The organism is Pseudarthrobacter sp. B4EP4b, assembly GCF_006680095.1.
GTDB lineage: Bacteria > Actinomycetota > Actinomycetes > Actinomycetales > Micrococcaceae > Arthrobacter.
In genome coordinates, this window is the sequence record NZ_VHIJ01000040.1 from 1 (window position 1) to 19813 (window position 19813).

19 protein-coding genes are annotated in these 19813 nt (G+C 67.2%); 11 read left to right on the forward strand and 8 right to left on the reverse strand.

Features of this window, described 5'->3' with window-relative positions; all coding sequences use genetic code 11:
* Positions 1-13: 13 nt before the first annotated feature.
* The 3 genes from FNL14_RS15000 to FNL14_RS15010 form a co-directional block, all read right to left on the reverse strand.
* Positions 14-1690, reverse strand: coding sequence for a formate--tetrahydrofolate ligase (locus FNL14_RS15000; protein WP_142061602.1), 1677 nt, complete (start codon positions 1688-1690; stop codon positions 14-16).
* Between the two features lie 77 nt (positions 1691-1767).
* On the reverse strand, positions 1768-3033 hold the full coding sequence (mshA, locus tag FNL14_RS15005) for a D-inositol-3-phosphate glycosyltransferase (protein ID WP_142061372.1): 1266 nt from the start codon (positions 3031-3033) through the stop codon (positions 1768-1770).
* Positions 3034-3110: 77 nt separating this feature from the next.
* Positions 3111-4529, reverse strand: a complete 1419-nt coding sequence (locus tag FNL14_RS15010; protein WP_142061376.1) for a 6-phospho-beta-glucosidase — start codon at positions 4527-4529, stop codon at positions 3111-3113.
* A gap of 81 nt (positions 4530-4610) precedes the next feature.
* Here FNL14_RS15010 and FNL14_RS15015 point away from each other — a divergent pair, with 81 nt between their 5' ends.
* From FNL14_RS15015 to tsaD, 6 genes are read left to right on the forward strand one after another with little or no spacing between them, the layout of a single operon-like run.
* Positions 4611-5702, forward strand: a complete 1092-nt coding sequence (locus tag FNL14_RS15015; RefSeq protein WP_091415175.1) for a carbohydrate kinase family protein — start codon at positions 4611-4613, stop codon at positions 5700-5702.
* Between the two features lie 37 nt (positions 5703-5739).
* Positions 5740-6957 (forward strand): alanine racemase, encoded by a 1218-nt coding sequence (gene alr / locus FNL14_RS15020; RefSeq protein WP_142061378.1) that lies wholly within the window; start codon positions 5740-5742, stop codon positions 6955-6957.
* Entirely contained in the window at positions 6954-7583 is a 630-nt protein-coding gene (tsaE, locus tag FNL14_RS15025) for a tRNA (adenosine(37)-N6)-threonylcarbamoyltransferase complex ATPase subunit type 1 TsaE (RefSeq protein ID WP_142061382.1), read from the forward strand. Before alr ends, tsaE begins: the two co-directional genes overlap by 4 nt.
* Entirely contained in the window at positions 7583-8254 is a 672-nt protein-coding gene (tsaB, locus tag FNL14_RS15030) for a tRNA (adenosine(37)-N6)-threonylcarbamoyltransferase complex dimerization subunit type 1 TsaB (protein ID WP_142061385.1), read from the forward strand. Before tsaE ends, tsaB begins: the two co-directional genes overlap by 1 nt.
* 44 nt (positions 8255-8298) lie before the next feature.
* Positions 8299-8802, forward strand: coding sequence for a ribosomal protein S18-alanine N-acetyltransferase (gene rimI / locus FNL14_RS15035; protein ID WP_142061604.1), 504 nt, complete (start codon positions 8299-8301; stop codon positions 8800-8802).
* A complete protein-coding gene (tsaD, locus tag FNL14_RS15040; protein ID WP_142061388.1) occupies positions 8799-9887 on the forward strand; it encodes a tRNA (adenosine(37)-N6)-threonylcarbamoyltransferase complex transferase subunit TsaD in 1089 nt (362 codons plus the stop codon). The genes rimI and tsaD overlap by 4 nt, the downstream gene beginning before the upstream one ends.
* Before the next feature lie 78 nt (positions 9888-9965).
* Here tsaD and FNL14_RS15045 read toward each other — a convergent pair whose 3' ends face one another.
* The gene (locus tag FNL14_RS15045) at positions 9966-11117 is read right to left on the reverse strand and encodes a glutamate--cysteine ligase (RefSeq protein WP_142061391.1); all 1152 of its coding nucleotides are present in this window, start codon (positions 11115-11117) and stop codon (positions 9966-9968) included.
* Between the two features lie 384 nt (positions 11118-11501).
* Here FNL14_RS15045 and FNL14_RS15055 point away from each other — a divergent pair, with 384 nt between their 5' ends.
* The gene (locus FNL14_RS15055) at positions 11502-12938 is read left to right on the forward strand and encodes a glycoside hydrolase family 3 N-terminal domain-containing protein (protein ID WP_142061394.1); all 1437 of its coding nucleotides are present in this window, start codon (positions 11502-11504) and stop codon (positions 12936-12938) included.
* Positions 12939-12957: 19 nt separating this feature from the next.
* On the forward strand, positions 12958-13776 hold the full coding sequence (locus FNL14_RS15060) for a shikimate 5-dehydrogenase (protein ID WP_255470865.1): 819 nt from the start codon (positions 12958-12960) through the stop codon (positions 13774-13776).
* Between the two features lie 19 nt (positions 13777-13795).
* Here FNL14_RS15060 and FNL14_RS15065 read toward each other — a convergent pair whose 3' ends face one another.
* Positions 13796-15025 carry a class I SAM-dependent methyltransferase gene (locus FNL14_RS15065; RefSeq protein ID WP_142061397.1) on the reverse strand — a complete coding sequence of 410 codons (1230 nt, stop codon included), beginning with the start codon at positions 15023-15025 and terminating at the stop codon, positions 13796-13798.
* Positions 15026-15079: 54 nt separating this feature from the next.
* On the opposite strand from FNL14_RS15065, the gene FNL14_RS15070 reads away from it, so the two are divergent.
* Complete coding sequence (locus FNL14_RS15070) at positions 15080-15457, forward strand: hypothetical protein (RefSeq protein WP_142061400.1); 378 nt, start codon at positions 15080-15082, stop codon at positions 15455-15457.
* Here FNL14_RS15070 and FNL14_RS15075 read toward each other — a convergent pair.
* A complete protein-coding gene (locus FNL14_RS15075) occupies positions 15382-16311 on the reverse strand; it encodes a DMT family transporter (protein WP_142061402.1) in 930 nt (309 codons plus the stop codon). The two genes, FNL14_RS15070 and FNL14_RS15075, sit on opposite strands and share 76 nt — an antisense overlap.
* A gap of 224 nt (positions 16312-16535) precedes the next feature.
* Between FNL14_RS15075 and groES the strand changes: the two genes are divergently transcribed.
* Entirely contained in the window at positions 16536-16832 is a 297-nt protein-coding gene (gene groES / locus FNL14_RS15080) for a co-chaperone GroES (protein ID WP_050054380.1), read from the forward strand.
* A 78-nt stretch (positions 16833-16910) separates the two neighbouring features.
* On the forward strand, positions 16911-18527 hold the full coding sequence (gene groL / locus FNL14_RS15085) for a chaperonin GroEL (RefSeq protein ID WP_142061405.1): 1617 nt from the start codon (positions 16911-16913) through the stop codon (positions 18525-18527).
* A gap of 72 nt (positions 18528-18599) precedes the next feature.
* On the opposite strand, the gene FNL14_RS15090 is transcribed toward groL, so the two are convergent.
* Both FNL14_RS15090 and FNL14_RS15095 read right to left on the reverse strand, forming a co-directional pair.
* Positions 18600-19199, reverse strand: coding sequence for a dihydrofolate reductase family protein (locus FNL14_RS15090; protein ID WP_142061408.1), 600 nt, complete (start codon positions 19197-19199; stop codon positions 18600-18602).
* A gap of 5 nt (positions 19200-19204) precedes the next feature.
* Complete coding sequence (locus FNL14_RS15095; RefSeq protein WP_142061410.1) at positions 19205-19801, reverse strand: dihydrofolate reductase family protein; 597 nt, start codon at positions 19799-19801, stop codon at positions 19205-19207.
* Positions 19802-19813: the final 12 nt, after the last annotated feature.

Genomic DNA, 19813 nt, shown 5'->3' on the forward strand with positions numbered 1-19813 from the left:
GGTTGGGGGTGGGTTAGGTGAGGCCGATGGGGTTGCCGGCGTCGTCCACGTCCATGCGCATCGCGGCCGGGGCGGGGGGCAGGCCGGGCATGGTCATGACCGCTCCGGTCAGCGCCACGATGAACCCTGCGCCGGTCTTCGGGAGCAGGTCCCGCACATGGATGGTGAAACCCTTGGGTGCGCCGAGGCGGGAGGCGTCGTCCGTGAAGGAGTACTGCGTTTTGGCCATGCATACTGGCAGGTGGGACCAGCCATTGCGTTCGATGTCGGCCAGCCGCTTCAGGGCCGGCACGGAAAACTCGACTCCGTCTGCGCCGTAGATCTCCTGTGCGATGGTCCGGATCTTCTCCTCCACAGGCATGTCCAGGGGGTAGAGGTGCCGGAAAGAGTTGGGGCCGGCCACCACCTGCGCCACGAGGGCCGCGAGTTCGTCACCTCCGTCGCCCCCGCCGCCGCGACCCCACACATCGGCGACGGCGGCCCGGACGCCCTCGGCCGCGCACCAGGCCAGCAGCCAGTCGAGCTCCTCCTGCGAGTCGGAGGCGAACTTGTTGATGGCCACCACAGGCGTCACCCCGAACTTCTCCACGTTCCGCACGTGCCGGCGCAGGTTCTCCACCCCGGCCTCCAAGGCTGCAAGGTCCGGGGCGGTGAGTTGGCCCTTGGCCACCCCGCCCTGCATCTTCAGCGCGCGGACCGTCGCCACCACCACCACCGCTGACGGGGCCACCCCGGCGGACCGGGCCTTGATGTCCATAAACTTCTCCGCGCCGAGGTCCGCCCCAAAACCGGCTTCGGTCACAACAATGTCCGCCAGCCGCCTGGCCGTCTGGGTGGCAATCAGCGAGTTGCAGCCATGGGCGATATTGGCGAACGGACCCCCGTGGACCAAGGCCGGCGTACCGGCGATGGTCTGCACCAGGTTGGGTTTGATGGCCTCCTTGAGGAGCAGGGTCAGCGCCCCCTGCACACCGAGGTCGGCTACCGTGACAGGGGAGCGGTCAAAGGTATAGCCGAACGTGATGCGGCCCAGGCGGTCGCGGAGGTCGGCCAGGTCCGTTGCCAGGCAGAAAACGGCCATGATCTCGGATGCCACCGTGATATCGAACCCGTCCTCCCGAGGGACCCCCTGGGACGGCCCGCCGAGGCCGATCACCACCTCACGCAAAGCCCTGTCGTTCATGTCCAGAACCCGTTTGAACGTCATCCGCCGGGGGTCGATATTCAGTTCGTTGCCCTGGAAGATGTGGTTGTCCACGAGTGCCATCAGCGCGTTGTTGGCCGAGGTGATGGCATGGAAATCACCGGTGAAGTGCAGGTTGATCTCGTCCATCGGCAGCACCTGAGAGTACCCGCCGCCGGTGGCTCCGCCCTTCATCCCCAGGACCGGGCCCAGCGACGGCTCCCGCAGGGCGATCATCACCCGGTGCCCTGCCCGGGCGAGGGAATCGCCCAGCCCCACGGTGGTGGTGGACTTGCCTTCGCCGGCCGGCGTGGGGGACATGGCCGACACCAGCACCACTTTGCCGTGCGGGGCCAGCGCGGCGAGGCCGGCCGGGTCGATCTTCGCCTTGTACCGCCCGTACCGCTCCAGCGCTTCCAGGTTGATCCCTGCAGCCGCGGCAATTTCGTCGATGGGCCGGATCCTGGCAGCCCTGGCTATTTCAAGATCAGTTGGAAGACGAGACATCATTGTCCTTTCCTGCACCGGCCCGCGCCGGACACCTGCCCCTAAGCTAACAGCTCGGAGCCCCTAGGGTGGCAGGTTCAGGAAGCCGGAAGGGCAGTGGCCAGGTGGGGCCGCACAGAATTGTCGACGGCGGCATGGTAGCTTTCCAGCGTGATGGCCGCAGTGCGCTGCCATCCTGAGTTCTGCGCCCGGATTGCCGCGGCCCGGCCCATGTCCTCCCGGGTCACGGGGTCGTCGTACAAAGCCTCCAGGGCATCGGCCCAGTCGGCGGCATGGTGGCCGTCCACCAGCAGTCCGGTCCTGCCATGGAAGATGGCCCGCGACAGCCCGCCCACCCGGGTGGCCACAACAGGCGTACCGCAGGCCTGGGCCTCGAGCGCCACCAGCCCGAAGGACTCGCTGTAGGAGGGCATCACCACCACGTCTGCCGCGCGGAACCAGCCCGCAAGCTCAGGTGCCTTCACCGGCGGAAGCTGCGTGACGACGTCGTCCATCCCTGCCTCCGCCACCAGGCGCCGCAGATTGAATTCCTTGTTGCCGCTCAGCGAGCCCAGGATGGTGAGCCGGAGGTCGATGTCCGGGCGCCGGTCTCGCAGCAGCGCGGCTGCCTTCACCAGCACCTGGGGCCCTTTCAGCCGCTGGATCCGCCCCGCGAAAACCAGGTGGAACGTGTCCGGGCCGATGCCGCGCTTAGTCCTTGACCGGGCGCGGAAGGCAGGCGTGAAGGTGCTCAGGTCCACTCCGGGCGGGGCGATGTCGATGCGGTCGTATGAGGCCCCGTAATGCGACACCAGCTCGGCCGCCTCAGCACTCGTGTTGGCGATCAGCCGCGCGGCCCGGTCCACTATCCGGTGCTCACCCAGCTCGCGGCGGCGCGGCTCGGGCTGCTCCCCGGACTCGAGCAGGAGGTTCTTGACCTTGGCCATGGTGTGCATGGTGTGGACCAGCGGCACGCCCCACAGCCCCGACAGCTCCAGCCCCGCGATCCCGGACACCCAGTAATGGGAGTGGATGACGTCGTAGTGGCCGTGCGGCTGCCGCTGCCGGATCTGCTCGATTTCCTCCACCATGTGGTGCAGCAGGCCGGGAAGCTCTTCTTTCGGGATCTTCGTGGGCGGACCGGCCAGGACATTGTGGACGCATACGCCGGGGTCCGGGTGCTCCACCGCAGGTTGGCCGGCGTACGTGGAACGCGTGAAGATCTCCACTTCCACGCCGGCTTCGGCCAGCGCGGAGGCCAGTTCGCGGATGTAGACGTTCATGCCGCCGGCGTCGCCGGAACCGGGCTGTTCCATGGGGGACGTGTGGAGGGACAGTAGTGCCACCCTGCGGACAGGCGCCACGGGACCTCCTTCCGGCCGCCGGCGCGGATTAAGGCGCCGGTTCAGTGCTGGGCATTCGATAAAACACTACTCCTGTGTCAACGCCAACCGCCGCGCCACATCTTCCCCAAGTCAGGAAACGCCTGCTCGTACCCCGCCAGGAGGGCCGCGCCGAGCTCGTCGGACCCCACCAGGGGGTGCCGGGCGAAGGCCTGAAGCGCCGCATCCCGGTCTCCGTCCACCACGGCCCGGACGGTCAGCCGCTCCACCTCCTTCACCCGCTGCAGCAGTCCGAGCTGATCTTCGCGGGGACGCTGCTGGGGCAGCGGCAGCGCGCCGTCGGCCGTCACCCTGCAGGGAAGTTCGACGACGGCGTCCGCCGGCAGTCCCGGAATGGCCGCTGCAGGGGCCGCTGGCGCAGCGGCGGCCGGCAGGGGAGCGGACGTCGCCTCCGGCGAAGGCACGGTGTTGCGTGTGTTGAGGATCAGGTGTGCCTCCCCGGAACCGGACAGGGCCCGCATCGCTGCCAGTGCCACCCGCTCATAGCCTCCACCCGCGAGGTCGTCCTCGTTCCGGTGCTCGTCCTTCCCCCTGGCTTCGGCCAGATACCCCTCCTCGCGGGAGCGGCGGGCAGCCTCCCACAACTCGAACGCCGCCGAACCCGCAGCGGCCAACCGGGGGTAGAGCTCCTGCTGCTGGCTGTGAATGGATTCGCCGCGGGTCTGGGCCATGGCCCGCATTGCCTCCCGGGCATGGTCCTGCTCGTAGTAGTAATACAGGTACTCGTTGGGGAGGGCGCCCAGGCGCTCAAGGAACGGTTGGGGGAACAGCCGGCCCTCTTCAAAGGACTGAAGGGCGCGCGGGTCAGACAGCAAGGCAGGCAGCATGTCACGCCCCCCGGACTCCAGCCGGTACAGCCAACCCAGGTGGTTCAGCCCGTAGTAGCCCACGCCGTCGAGCGTTCCCTCAGGCAGCCTCACGGCGGCTGCGCGTGCCGCGCGGTGCACCAGGCCACCCGCTGAGTCGCAGATTCCAATGACGCGCCGGCCAAGCACGGGCATGAGCGCCTCGGTGACCATTCCGGCGGGGTTGGTGAAGTTGATCAGCCATGCGTCCGGGCAGTGTTCCTTCATCAGGTGCGCGAGGTCCAGCATGTGCGGGATGGTCCGCAGGGCGTAGGAGATGCCGCCTGCCCCGGTGGTTTCCTGGCCCAGGACGCCCAGGTCCTGGGCAACCTTTTCGTCGGCCACCCGGCCGGCGGTGCCGCCGGGGCGGATGGCGGCAAACACCATCCGGGTACCCGTCAGCGCCTCGGCGAGATCAGTGGTGGGATGGATCTGCACGCGTGCGGCGGGGGCGGGCATGCTGCGCAGGACCGCCGTGACCGCGGCCAGCCGGGAGAGGTCCACGTCATACAGCACCAGTTCGCTGACCAGGCCGGAGAAGGGGCCGGAGGCCAGCGCACGGTAGATCAACGGAACCCGGAAACCCCCGCCGCCCACAATGAGAAGCCGCATAAACAGCAGTCTAGGTGCGGCTGTCCACAGCACCTACGGCCGCCCCTACCGCCTGTGCACGGCAGGGCGTAGTGTGCGGGCATGGACGCGATACCAGCACGCCCTTTTGATCCCCTGGCCGCCGTCCGGTCGCCCTCGGACCCGGGCTTTGACGTGCTGCTCGCCGGCACGGTGTTCCAGGACATTATTTTTACCGGCCTGCCCCACGGGCCGGAACCGGGTACGGAAATCTGGAGCGACGGCATGGGCAGCTGTCCCGGTGGCGTGGCCAACCAGGCGATTGCTGCGGCACGGCTTGGCTTGCGGACCGGCCTCGCGGCGGCGTTTGGCGACGACGGCTACGGGGACTTCAACTGGAAGATCCTTTCCGGCCAGGAGCACGTGGACCTCAGCCTGTCCAAGAAGGTCCCCGGCTGGCACTCGCCGGTCACGGTCTCGCTGTGCGTGGACAAGGACCGGTCGCTGGTGACTCACGGCCACGCCGCCCCCGTGACATCCTCCGAGCTCATCGGCGATCCGCCGCCTGCGCTCGCCGGGATCGCCGAAGTTGGGTTGGAAGTGGAGCCGTGGGCCAAGGCGGCGCACCAGTCCGGGGTGAAGCTCTTCGGCGATGTGGGCTGGGATCCCAGCGGGGTCTGGGCGCCTGTCCGGCTGGAGAACCTGCAGTACTTCCACGCGTTCCTGCCCAACCAGCGCGAAGCCATGGCCTTCACCGGCAAGGATGATCCCTGGACTGCCTTGTATGCGCTGGCTGACCGCGTTCCTGTGGCAGTGGTGACGCTGGGGCCGCAGGGTGCCATGGCTGTGGACTCGGAGACAGGGGAGGAAGAGTGGGTGCCCTCGCTGCCCGTGAAGGCTTTTGATCCCACCGGCGCCGGTGATTGTTTCGACGCCGCGTTCATCGTTGGGAGCCTGGCCGGCTGGCCGCTGGGGAACAGGCTGCGTTTCGCGAACCTTTGTGCCTCCCTGGCGGTGCAGGAAGTGGGCGGCTCACTGGCCGCACCAGGGTGGGGTGACATCGCCGACTGGTGGAAGCGCGCCAACGCCCGGCCGGAACGGCAGACCAGCCAATGGCTGCGGCGGTTCTCGTTTTTGGCCGACATCGTCCACGACGTTCCTCTCGCCGCCCAGCGCAGGGCAGCAGCCACCATCGCACACCTCTCCGACGCGTGATTATTCGGCCCGAAGCGCCAGCACTAGAATCACTTAGGTGACTTACCCCGCTACAGCCGGTGATTTCGACGCTGCGCCCGCACAGGACCACCGCCACGAAAGGTCCGCCGTGATCGACCTTGATGCCATCCGGCACAACGTCCGCCGGCTGGCCGCAGCAGCATCCCCGGCGAAGGTCATGGCCGTGGTGAAGGCTGACGCTTACGGCCACGGTGCGGTTCCCGTGGCCCGGGCGGCCCTCGAAGCCGGTGCATCGTGGCTGGGCGTCGCGCACATCTCCGAGGCACTGGCCCTGCGCGCCGCGGGTATCGACGCGCCGCTTCTCGCCTGGCTGCACACCACTGAAAGCAACTTCGGGGCGGCGGTGGCTGCCGGCGTCGACATCGGATGCTCAGGCTGGGAGCTGAACCGTATTGTGGCGGCGGCCCGCGAGCAGGAGCGCCCGGCCCGGATCCACCTCAAAGTCGATACCGGCCTGGGCCGTAACGGCGCCACCCTTGATACCTGGGACCACCTGGTGGGCGAAGCCATGGAATACCAGGACCAGGGGCTGCTGCGCGTGGTGGGGATCTTCTCGCACCTCGCCGTCGCTGACGAGCCGGAGCGGCCGGAGACCGACCAGCAGCTCGCCGCGTTCCGCGAAGTGCTGGCGGTTGCTGAGGACGCCGGAGTGGACCCGGAGGTACGGCATCTGGCCAATACCCCCGCCACGCTGTCCCGTCCCGATACCCACTTCGACCTGGTCCGCGTGGGCCTGGGCATTTACGGGCTTTCGCCCTTTGACGGCCAGACCTCGGCCGAACTGGGACTCCGCCCGGCCATGACGCTGCGGACCGTGGTATCGCAGTGCAAGGAAGTGCCGGACGGTCAGGGCGTGTCCTACGGCCTCCGCTACCACACGAGCGGCCCCAGCACCCTGGGCCTGATCCCGATGGGCTACGCCGACGGGATTCCGCGTGTTGCCACCGGCGGCCCGGTCCGGGTGGCCGGCAAGACCTACCCTGTGGTGGGGCGGATCGCCATGGACCAGATGGTGGTCGACCTCGGGGACGTTGGCCCCGGGGGTGCCGGCCTCCTGGGTGCCGAAGCCGAGCTTTTTGGCGACGGAGCCGACGGCGGCCCCACCGCTGACGATTGGGCCCGCGCCGCCGGAACCATCAACTACGAGATTGTGACCCGGATCAGCCCCCGGGTTCCGCGCCGTTTCGTCAACGAACAGTTGGCCACCGCACACGGTGGGGAGGGGGCTGCATGAGTGCAAGCCAGCCTGCGGAGGACAGCCCTGGTGTCCGGCCCAACTGGGAAAAAACATTAACGGCGACGACGGCGGAGCAGACCCATAACCTCGGCGTGCGCCTTGCGGAGGTCCTTGAAGCCGGGGACCTGCTGGTGCTTTCCGGCGAGCTGGGCGCCGGGAAAACCACCTTCACGCAGGGGCTCGGTGAGGGCCTGGGCGTCCGTTCCGGCGTCATTTCCCCCACGTTTGTCCTGGTCCGCATCCACCCCAACCTGCCGGACGGGCCACGCCCAGGTGGGCCCGACCTGGTGCACGTGGACGCGTACCGCCTGGGTTCAGCAGCCGAAATTGACGATATCGATCTCGAGAACACGCTGGACTCCTCCGTGACAGTGGTCGAGTGGGGACACGACCGGGTGGAACACCTGACCGATAGCCGGCTTGAAATCGACCTTCACCGGGCCATCGGGCTCAGTGCCGGGGACGGTGCAGCCGCCTCGACTGCCAGCCGCACCAGGGACGGCGAAACCCTCGACTTCGACAATGAGGACACCGACGAGCCCCGGACCATTGTGATGCGCGGCTATGGTCCGCGCTGGGCTTCCGTTCCGGAACCGGTGGCCGCCTTCGAAGGGACATCCTGATGCTGATCCTCGCCATCGACACCTCCGCCGTGGCCAGCGCTGCCCTGGTCTCGGACGACGCCCTTGAAGGCGTGGTGGCCAGCTTCTCCACCGAGGACACCCGGAGCCACGCGGAAGTCCTTGCACCGGAAATCCAGCAACTGCTGCTTGACGCCGGTATCAGCGGCAATGACATTGACGCCCTCGTGGTGGGCGTGGGGCCGGGTCCCTTCACCGGACTGCGGTCCGGAATCGCCACCGCGCGGACCCTGTCGTTTGTCTGGGGCAAACCGCTGTACGGAATGATGAGCCTGGACGCGGTGGCGCTGGAAGTCGCGGAATCCACTACCGCCGCCCCGGAATTCCTGGTGGTCACGGACGCGCGGCGCAAGGAAGTCTACTGGGCGCGGTACGCCCTCACGGAAGGACAGCTTCCGGTGCTGGAAGACGGCCCGCACGTCAGTTTCGCCACAGACCTGCCGGATCTTCCCGCCTACGGTGCCGGCGCCGGGCTCTACGCCGACACTCTGACAGCGAACGAAGAATTCGCCCGGGAACAGCCGGACGCCCTTTACCTGGGCCAGTTCGCGCTGGCCCGCCTCGCCGCCGGTGCTGACCTTCTGGATTCCACGCCCCTCTACCTGCGCGAATCCGACGCCCAGGTTCCCGGACCACGGAAGAGGGCCCTGTGAACCCCGCCCCGGATATCAGCAACCACGGAATCTCCGTGCGGGAGATGACCCCCGACGACGTGATCGCCGTCAGCGTTTTGGAGCAACGGCTTTTCCCGGTGGACGCCTGGCCGCTGCACATGTTTTACGACGAGCTGGCCCAGCCGGACACCCGGTGGTACCTGGTGGCCGAGGGCAGTGAAGGCATCGTGGGCTACGCCGGGCTGATGTGCATCGAACCCATCGCGGACGTGCAGACTATCGCCGTCGTGCCTGAATACGAAGGGCGGGGGATCGGCACCACGCTGCTGACGCGGCTCATCGAGGAGGCCCGACGCCGGTACGCGGCGGACCTGCTGCTGGAGGTCCGCGCCGACAATCCCCGCGCCCAGCAGCTCTACCTCCGTTTCGGCTTCGAGCAGATCCACGTGCGCCCCGGTTACTACCGCGATGGCGTGGACGCCCTCATCATGCGGCTCCAGCTCACCGGCGATGCCGCACGGGACAGCGGCAAGGAAACAAGCAAGGAAAAAGGGGACGAAGCATCAACGGAAGCAGGCCAGCCATGAACCGCTCGCAACCCTTGGTGCTCGGTATCGAATCCTCCTGCGACGAGACGGGAGTGGGCATTGTCCGGGGGACCACCCTCCTGACCAACACCGTCTCCTCCTCTATGGACGAGCACGTCCGGTTCGGCGGGGTCATCCCCGAAATCGCCTCGCGCGCCCACCTCGATGCTTTTGTTCCCACGCTCGAGCAGGCGCTGTCCGAGGCCGGCGTCACCCTCGATGAGGTGGACGCCATCGCCGTCACCTCGGGCCCGGGCCTGGCCGGCGCCCTCATGGTGGGGGTCTGCGCGGCCAAGGCGCTCGCCGTGGCCACCGGAAAACCGCTGTACGCCATCAACCATCTTGTGGCGCACGTCGGCGTCGGCCTGCTCGACGGCGAGGACGGGCAGGCGCCGGAGCTGCCGGAAAACCTCGGCGCCCTGCTGGTCTCCGGCGGGCACACCGAAATCCTGAAAATCAACAGCATCACGGAGGACGTTGCCCTCCTCGGCTCCACCATTGACGACGCCGCCGGCGAAGCCTACGACAAAGTGGCCCGCATCCTCGGCCTCGGCTACCCGGGCGGCCCCGCCATCGACAGGATGGCCCGCACCGGCAACCCCAAGTCCATCCGCTTCCCCCGCGGCCTCAGCCAGCCCAAGTACATGGGCACCGCCGAAGAACCCGGCCCGCACCGCTACGACTGGTCCTTCAGTGGACTCAAGACCGCGGTGGCCCGGTGCGTGGAGCAGTTCGAGGCGCGCGGCGAGGAAGTTCCGGTAGCGGACATTGCGGCGGCCTTCCAGGAAGCCGTGGTGGACATCATCTCTTCCAAGGCCGTGCTCGCGTGCCGGGAACACGGCATCAAGGATGTTCTGCTGGGCGGCGGCGTGGCGGCCAACTCGCGGCTTCGGGAGCTGACCGGCCAGCGCTGCGCCTCGGCGGGGATCAGGCTGCACGTGCCGCCGCTGGACCTCTGCACGGACAACGGTGCCATGGTGGCAGCCCTGGGCGCACAGCTGGTGATGGCAGGGGTGGAACCGAGCGGAATCGATTTTGCCCCGGACTCATCCATGCCGGTCACGTCGGTATCGCTCCCCGCCTGAAACCCCGCTTGACCTATCAGTTTTGGTCCCCAAAACACCTGTTTGGGGACCAAAACTGATAGGTCAACGCAAAGTAGGTCAGGCGGTGGGGCCGTTCCGCATCTGCTTCACCAGGTCCAGGACCACGGCCTGGAGGTCACCGCCGTGTTCTTCGGCCACCCGGCGCTGGCGCTGGTAGCCGGCGCCGCGGCGGATGATCTTTTCGACGTCGGCCAGCTCATCGGGGCAGCCCAGCTTGGCGGCCACCGGCTCCAGCCGGTTCAGGGTTTCCAACAGGTGGTCGGTCACCAGCTGTTCCTTGCCGGCGGCGTCGAGGATGATGATGGCGTCCATCCCGTAGCGTGCAGCCCGCCACTTGTTCTCCTGCACATGCCAGGGCGGCATAGTGGGAATGGTCCCGCCGTTGTCCAGGGTGGTGGAGAACTCATCCACCAGGCACTGGGTAAGGGCGGCGATGGCGCCCACTTCCTCGAGCGTGGCCAGGCCGTCGCAGATGCGCATCTCGATGGTGCCCAGGTTCGGCACGGGCCGGATGTCCCAGCGGATTTCCGAAAGGGTATCGATCACCCCCGTGGTGAACATGTCCTGCACGTAGGACTCGTACTCTTCCCAGGAAGCGAACTGGAAGGGCAGGCCGGCTGTGGGCAGCTGCTGGAACATCAGGGCCCGGTGCGACGCGTAACCGGTGTCCTCGCCGCCCCAGAACGGGCTCGACGCCGACAGCGCCTGGAAGTGCGGGAAGTAGTTGACCAGCCCGTCCAGTACGGGAAGTGCCTTCTCGCGGCGGTCCAGTCCCACATGCACGTGCACGCCGTAGATCACCATCTGGCGGCCCCACCACTGCGTGCGGTCGATGAGCTTGGCGTAACGCTCCTTGTCCGTCACCGGCTGCAGCTGCGGCGGGCTGAAGGGGTGGCTTCCGGCGCAAAACACTTCCACGCCCATGGGATCGGTGATTTCCCGGACCGCAGCCAAGGACCGGCTGAGGTCCTCCTTGGCTTCGCCGGCGGTTTCGCAGATTCCAGTGACCAGCTCAACCGTATTCAGCAGCAGTTCCTGCTTGATGTGCGGGTGCTCGTCATCCTCGTTCAGCTCGGGGTGCCGGGAGGCCACGCCGCGCAGCACCTGGTTGGCAACGGAGGCGAGTTCGCCGGTCCGCCCGTCCACCAGCGCGAGCTCCCATTCCACACCGAGGGTCGATTGCCTCGATGAAGCGAAGTCAATCTTCACGCGTTTCCTCACTGTCCGGGTTGCCGCTGGGCACGCCGCTGACAGGCTGTTGCTGGCGGGCGCGCGGTGGTTCAAGTCTAGTGCAGGGGTAGCATCGTATTGATGGCCTCGTTCCAACACCTGCGTGACAGTTTTCACAAAACCTTCCCCGTCCTGGCTGCAGCCTCCGCTGCGGTGGCACTCGCGTCCTGCTCTGCCGCCCCGCCGGCTGCCCCTTCACAGGCACCCTCCACGCCTGCCGCGCCTTTGGTAACACCGCGTACGACGCCGGCACCTGGCACTGCTTCCCCGTCACCTTCCGCGACGGCCGACCCTGCCCTGCGGCCATTGGGATGGGGACCCCAGCAACAGGACCAGGACGCCGCTGCCGCGGCGGTTGCCGCGATGTCGCCCGAACAGAAGGCGGGCCAGGTCCTCCTGCCCTTCTTTGCCGGCACGGACGCAGCCGCCCATGCCGCCGTCGTCGAACGCCTGCACCTGGCCGGGTCCATCATCATGGGCGACAACGTCCCGCTGGATCCTCAGGGAAAGGTGGATGTTGCCGCCATGACCGCCATAAACCAGCGGCTCGCGCAGGCCTTCAGGGCTGACGGCAGGCCATGGCCGGGGATCATCGGTGTGGACCAGGAGGGCGGGATGGTGGCCCGGCTGGGGGCGCCGCTGACAGAGTGGCCGGTACCCATGAGCTACGGCGCCGCCGGCAGCGGCCCCCTGGCGCAGGAAGCCGGGCAGGGCCTGGCCGGCGAACTGGTGCCGCTGGGTTTCAACACGGATTTCGCCCCGGATACCGACGTGACCGTCGGGCCGAAGGATCCCACCATCGGTGCCCGTTCCATGTCCGGGGACCCGGACGCCGTGGGCAGCCTGGGTGCGGCGTTCTCCCAGGGCATGCTCGCCGCGGGCGTCCTCCCGGTCGTCAAGCATTTTCCCGGACATGGCTCCGTCACGGCTGATTCCCACCTGAACCTTCCCTCGCAGCCGGCCTCAGTGGCGGAACTACAGGCGCGCGACTGGAAGCCCTTCCAGGCTGCCATCGCCGCGGGTGCCCCCATGATCATGACGGGGCACATCGCCGTGCCTGCCCTGGAACCCGGCGTGCCGGCGTCGCTCTCCGCCCCTACCTATGCCGCACTGCGGGGGCTCGGCTTCAAGGGTGTGGCCGTCACCGATGCCCTGAACATGGGAGCGGTGAGCAAGCAGTATCCGGCAGGGTCCGCCGCCGTGAAGGCGCTGGCTGCGGGCGCCGACCTGCTGCTGATGCCTGCGGATGTCCAGCAGGCCCACGCCGCCATTGTTCAGGCCGCAGCGTCCGGTGCCCTGCCCGCCGCCCGGCTCGATGAAGCCGCCCTGCGGGTGGCCACCATGATGACCTGGCATGCCAGGACAGCAGCCGCGCCGGCAGGCGCCCCGGCCGGCACCGGTGGCGCCCTGTCTGCCAAGGTTTCGGCTGCCGCGGTGACGGTTCTCACGGGCCAGTGTTCCGGCCCCCTCACGTCCGGCGGAGTCCAGGTGGCTGGCGGCAGCGCTGCGGACAGGGAACGGTTCGCGGCTGCTGCCGCCCGCGCCGGGATCACCGTCGGTTCCGGGCCTGTTGTCAGCCTCATCGGATACGGCGGCCGCCCCGCCGGAGGAGACATCGCCGTCGCCCTTGATGCCCCGTGGCCCCTGCAGGATGCCACCGCGCCCGTGAAGATGGCCGTGTATGGCCGCAGCCAGGGGGCGTTCGACGCGCTTGCTGCCGTCCTGGCCGGAAAGGCGACCGCCCCGGGGAAGCTGCCCGCCGCCGTCGGAAGCTACCCGGCCGGCACCGGCTGCCCGTAAGAACGCGTTTAATGGTCTGGTGCCCATTCTGAATAAAGACATGACCCTCTGCATCTCGCTCTCGGCCCGGCCCAGCAACAACGGGACCCGGTTCCACAACCACCTCTATGAGCAGCTGGACCTGAACTGGATCTACAAGGCGTTCGCCCCCACCAACCTGGAACAGGCCATCGCCGGGGTGCGCGGGCTGGGCATCCGCGGGTGCGCCGTCTCCATGCCGTACAAGGAAGACGTGATCGCCCTCGTTGATGAGATGGACCCCTCTGCCAAGGCCATCGACTCCGTCAACACCATCGTGAACACGGACGGGCGTCTCTTGGCCTACAACACTGACTACACCGCGATCCAACAGCTCCTCGCGTCCAACCAGGTCCCCGCCAGCTATTCCGTGCTGGTCCAGGGCGCCGGCGGCATGGCCAAAGCAACGGTGGCCGCGCTCCGGGACGCCGGGTTCGCCGATGTCACCGTCCTCGCCCGGAACGAAACCACGGGCCGCGCACTCGCCGACCAGTACGGGTTCCAGTGGCGTCCGGAGCTCGACGGCGGGACAGCAGACCTGATCATCAACGTGACACCGCTGGGGATGGCTGGCGGATCCGACGTGGACACCCTGGCGTTCCCGCAGGAAACCATCGACGCAGCTAGCGTGGTCTTCGACGTCGTGGCCCTGCCCGCGGAAACCCCGCTGATCAAGGCCGCTCGTGCTGCCGGAAAGCCGGTGATCACCGGCGCCGAAGTGGCCACCATCCAGGCGCTGGAGCAGTTTGTCCTCTACACCGGCGTGCGACCCACCCCGGAACAGGTGCGCGCCGCCGAGGAGTTCATGCGCGCCCAGTAGGCAGCGCCGGGCAGAAAAGCTAGACCGGCTCCACCACGATGGCCACCCGGTCCTCCCCGATGCGGGTCAGGACAAGGGTGGCCGTTTTGTTGCCGGCCTTCTTCGCAGCTGCCTTGCCGCCGGGGAGCAGTTGCTTGCGCAGTTCCTCGGGCGTCACGGCGGTGCCGCGCTTTTTGATGTCCAGCACGCCGATGCCCTCCGCCTTCACCCACGCCTTAAGCGCTTTGACGTTGTAGGGCATCACGTCAAGGATCTTGTAGGCCCGCGCGAAGGGAGTGTCCACCAACTGGGGTGCACAAATGTAGGCGATGTGCTCGTCCACCAGGTGCCCGCCCAGTTGAAGCGCGACGTCGGCCACCAGCCCTGCGCGGATCACCGCACCGTCGGGCTCATAGAGGTAGCCCTCTGCCGGACCAACGGGAGCGGCGGGGCCGGCGCCGAAGTCCTCGGGGCTGGTCAGCTCGGCCGCGCCGGCCGCACCCAGGACCAGGGCGGCCCTGCGGATTCCGGGCCGCCGGACGGCGTTGAACCACAGCGCCACCTCGGTCACGTCGCCGGCCACGGAAACCCACTGGGCTTCACAGCCGGCCGGTACGGAGTCGTGCGGCATGCCCGGGCCCATCTTGACCCCCACCGCCTTGCCGGATGCGGCGAGGGACTCCACAAAGGACAGCGGAGGCGAAAAGGCCTCCGGGTCCCAGATGCGTTTAGTGCCGGACGTCGAGGTGACCCGGCGGGCAGGATCCAGCCAGACGCCGTCGATCCCGTCCAAGGGAACAGCTGTGGCATCGGCGTGGACCACCGTGGCATTGGGGAAGGGGATGAGGTTCACTGTGGCGCAGGCCGCCGTCGTCTCATCCATCTCCACCGCGGTGACGTTGATGTCCATGGATGCCAGTGCCATGGAGTCTGCGGCGAGGCCGCACCCCAGGTCCGCCACGTGGCTGATGTTGGCCCCGGCGAACCTCTGGGCGTGGCGGGCGGCGACGTTAAACCGGGTGGCCTGCTCCAGGCCGGCCTGGGTGAACAGCATCTGGCGGGCGAACTCGCCGAATTTCGCCTCGGCCCTGGTGCGGAGCCGGGACTGGGTCAGGACGGCGGAAACCAGTTCGGGGGAGTGCCCGGCCTTGCGCAGCGCCGAGTTCAACTCAAAGGAAGTCTCCTCCTTGTAGGGGCCCAGGGACGCCAGCAGGTCCCAGCCTTCGGGAGTGAGCAGTGGCGCGATCTGGTCCTGGGGAGCGTGAGGCATGCGTTCCAGCCTAGTGGAGCAGGCCCGGGCGGGATGCGGGATAGTGTTGAAACCATGGAAGAGAGCGCAGGCCCCCCGCAGTCCGACGAACCAGCCAAGGACAAGGGGCCCGCCAGATATGCCCGGACAGCTCTGATTGCCGGCGCCCTCGTGGCTGTGGTCTGCATTGGGCTCCTGGTGGTGATCTTCTCCCTGGACACGTTCAATGCAACCGTCTATTCAGTGGGCGGCAACGACATCGCCGGTGACACGCAGGAAGCCCGGGACATCCGGGGGTTGTACGACGGCGCTCGCGCCGGAAGCATCGCTGTGCTGGTTGCCGCGCTGCTGGTGACTGCAGGGGCGGGGGCCCTTCTTTACCGCGAACGGAACTCCGGAGCGGGGGACGGCGAAAGCGGGGAAGACGTCGATTTCGAGGACCTCGGCCGCTGAGGCCCGCCGGCGCTGGTCAGCAGGACTCCGGAGATCACCAAAACGCCGCCCAGGATCTGCGGCAGTGTGATCGGCTGGCCCAGGGCGACGGTGATCAGGGCGGTGAAGACCGCAATGAGGTTCAGGTAGTTGCCCGCGTTCGCGGCCGTGGTGCGTTTCAGGGCAAGGTTCCAGAGCAGGTAGGAACCCAGTGACGGAAACAGGGCAATAAAGGCAAGGGACCAGCCCTCGGAGGGTGTCTGTGGCAGCCCGGCCCCCGTGATGAGGGCCAGCGGGCTGAGGAAGACGGCGGCCATCGCCACCTGGAGCGCCGTGGACGTGATCGCCGGGATATTCACCCTCCGGGCAATGATGGTGTAGAGGCCCCACACCGTGATGGCCGCGAGGATCAGCATTTCCCCTTTGTTGATGGAAAACGTCAGCAACCGGTTGATGTCGCCTCCGGTGAGGACCAGCAGGACACCTGCCAGGCCCAGGCCGATACCCGCCCAGCCCAGCGGACGCGGCCTGTCCCGGAGCAGGATCACGGCCAGCACCACGATCAGCGCAGGGTTGGCCGCCGTCACCAGCGACGCGTTCAGGGCGGAGGTGTGGCCCAGCGCGCTGTAGAGCAGCAGGGTGTAGGCGCTCATGCCCAGGGAACTCAGGAGCAGCAGGACGGGCCAGCGGCGCAGGACGCCCCGCCAGTCCGGGCGCTCCACCAGCTGCGCCAGGACCAGCAGCGGCGCCGCTGCGAGGGTCCAGCGCCAGTAAGTGAGCTGCAGCGGCTGCATTGTCTCCATGGCCGCATGGCCCACGACGAAGTTTCCGGCCCAGAAGAGGGTGGCAAGGATCAGGTAGGCAGCGGCTCGCACCGGTCAAATGTACACATTGAGGGTTCGCAGATGACGAAACTCTGGCACTCGCCTTGACCGAGTGCTAACCCTTACATAGAGTCTTCATTAGCACTCTCCCTAGGAGGGTGCTAATACATGAAGAGCTGCCAGCCAGGCTGCTGCCGGCACCGCGACGACGGTTTGCCAGCCAGGGCGGGAAGCTTTCCAGTCCACGAATTTGCTGACGAAAAGGAGAGGTCCGAGTGTCGGTCTCTATTAAGCCTCTTGAGGATCGTATTGTTGTCCGCCCGCTCGAAGCCGAGCAGACCACGGCTTCCGGCCTGGTTATCCCGGACTCCGCGCAGGAGAAGCCCCAGGAAGGCGAAGTTGTTGCAGTAGGCCCCGGCCGCTTTGACGACAACGGCAACCGCGTCCCGCTGGACGTTGCCGAGGGCGACGTTGTTATCTACTCCAAGTACGGCGGAACCGAAGTCAAGCACAGCGGCACCGAGTACCTCGTGCTGTCCGCCCGCGACGTCCTGGCGATCGTCGTAAAGTAACTCTTTCGGATCCCCGTGCCGCTGGTCATGCCTACTGCTGGTCAGCTGCACGGGGTTCTGTCTTGAAAGGACTGAATCATGGCAAAGCAGCTTGCGTTTAACGACGCTGCACGCCGGTCTCTTGAAGCCGGCATCGACAAGCTCGCCAACACCGTCAAGGTGACGCTCGGCCCCCGCGGCCGCAACGTTGTCCTGGACAAGAAGTGGGGCGCGCCCACCATCACGAACGACGGCGTCACCATCGCCCGCGAAGTTGAGCTGGACGACCCGTACGAGAACCTTGGCGCCCAGCTGGCCAAGGAAGTTGCCACCAAGACCAACGATGTTGCCGGCGACGGCACCACCACCGCAACGGTCCTGGCCCAGGCACTGGTCAAGGAAGGCCTGCGCAACGTTGCAGCAGGTGCTGCCCCCGGCCAGATCAAGCGCGGCATCGAGGTTTCCGTTGAAGCCGTCGCCGCCCGCCTGCTGGAGAACGCCCGCCCCGTAGAAGGCACCCAGGTGGCCAGCGTTGCAGCCATCTCCGCCCAGAGCGATGAGGTTGGGGAGCTCCTGGCCGAGGCTTTCGGCAAGGTTGGCAAGGATGGTGTGATCACCATCGAGGAATCCTCCACCACGCAGACCGAACTGGTCCTCACCGAGGGTATGCAGTTCGACAAGGGCTACCTTTCCCCGTACTTCATCACGGATGCGGACCGCCAGGAAGCAATCCTCGAAGACGCACTCATCCTGATCAACCAGGGCAAGATTTCCTCGCTGCAGGACTTCCTGCCGCTGCTGGAGAAGGCACTTCAGGCCGGCAAGCCGCTGTTCATCATTGCTGAAGACGTCGACGGCGAGGCCCTGTCCACGCTGATCGTCAACCGCATCCGCGGCACCCTGAACGTGGTTGCCGTCAAGGCTCCTGGCTTCGGTGACCGCCGCAAGGCCATGCTGCAGGACATTGCCACCCTCACCGGTGCGCAGGTTGTGTCCCCGGAGCTGGGCCTGAGCCTGGACACCGTTGGCCTTGAGGTGCTGGGTACCGCCCGCCGCATCACGGTCACCAAGGACAACACCACCATCGTTGACGGCGCCGGAACGGCCGAGGACGTGGCAGCCCGCGTGGCACAGCTGCGTGCCGAGCTGACCCGCACCGACTCCGACTGGGACAAGGAGAAGCTCCAGGAGCGCCTGGCCAAGCTGGCCGGCGGTATCGGCGTGATCAAGGTTGGCGCAGCCACCGAGGTTGAGCTGAAGGAAAAGAAGCACCGCATCGAGGACGCCGTGTCCTCCACCCGCGCTGCCCTCGAAGAAGGCATCGTGGCTGGCGGCGGTTCGGCCCTGATCCACGCCCTTAAGGCACTGGATGAGGACCCCGCTGTCAAGGCCCTCGACGGCGATGCAGCAGCTGCTGTGGGCATCGTCCGCCGCGCGCTGGTCCAGCCGCTGCGCTGGATCGCCCAGAACGCCGGCTTCGACGGCTACGTCATCACGGCCAAGGTTGCCGAACTCGAAACCAACAACGGCTTCAACGCCAAGTCGGGCGAGTACGAGGACCTAATCGCCGCCGGCGTGATCGACCCCGTCAAGGTCACCCGCGCAGCCCTCCGCAACGCAGCCTCCATCGCTGCCCTGGTTCTCACCACCGAGACCCTTGTTGTGGAGAAGCCTGCCGACGAAGACGAGCACGCAGGCCACAGCCACAGCCACTAAGCCCCACCGTCGCAAAAAACCGGTCCAGCATCAGCTGGGCCGGTTTTTTGTACCCGGGAAACCCGGGGGAGTTTACTTCTTCACGGCGTAGCGCACATGGGTGGCAAATGTGGAGCTGACGGTTTTGATGATTTCCAGGTCGATATCCTGATCGAAGCCGTCGAACAGGCGCTTGCCCGCTCCCAGGATCACCGGTGCCGTGGACAGCACGAGCTCGTCCACCCGCCCGGCGGCCAGCGCCTGCCGGATCACGTCCGCGCCGCCGCCGATCGACACGTCCTTGCCTCCGGCCTCCGCAACAGCCTGCGCCAGGGCCTCTTCAAGCCCGGACACAAACGTGAAGCCGGACTCTGTCACAGGCTGGTCCTGCACACGGTGGGTAAGCACCATCAGTGGGCCGGGGAACGGGTTGGTTCCTCCCCACGCTCCGGCAGCGTCGTACATCCCGCGGCCCACAATGCCGGCGCCCAGGCCGGCAACAAGTTCGTCGTAGAAGTCCTTGTCGGGGCCCTGCATCGCGAAGTCGTGTCCGCCGTCGTAGGTCCAGGGGCCACCCATCACCCAGTAGTGCAGCCGTTCGCCGCCCTTGCCCAGGCCGTAGGCTGGCCCGTCGTCGGGGCCGGTAATAAAACCGTCAACCGAGGTGGTGATGGCCGCGATGACCCTTGCCAAGGCTGTCAGCCCATCTCCCGGGTTTCGACCTCGCCTGCGCGCTCGTAGACCAGGGACACCGCCCCTTTCGGGAAGCTTCGTGCCGGCTCGGCGAGGCGGAAGGAGGCGGGGATGGTTCCGGCGTCGAAGAGGCGCTTGCCCTGCCCCAAGGTGACCGGGTAGAGCCAGATGTGGAGGCGGTCCAGCACGTTGGCCGCGAGCAGCGAGCGGATGAGGACGCCGCTGCCGAACATGTGCACCTCGCCGTACTCGTCGCGGAGCCTTCCCGCGGCGGTGGCATCCGGCAGCACCGTAGTGCCCTCCCAGCCAGGCGATGTAAGGCCCTTGGACACAACGAACTTGGGCACCCGGTTCAGTGTGCCCCCGATCTCGTCGGACTGGTGGGGCCAGTAGGCGGCGAAGATGTCATAGGTCTTCCGGCCCAGAAGCAGGGCGTCAATCTTGGCGATCTCCTCGCCGATGGCGCCCCCGGCCTCGTCATCGGACACCGGCGCCTGCCAGCCGCCAAAGGCGAAGTTGCCCTCAGCGTCCTCTTCGCGGCCGCCGGGCGCCTGGTACACGCCGTCAAGGGTAAGGAACAGGTTCGCGACTATGATTCCCACGCGTCCAGTGTG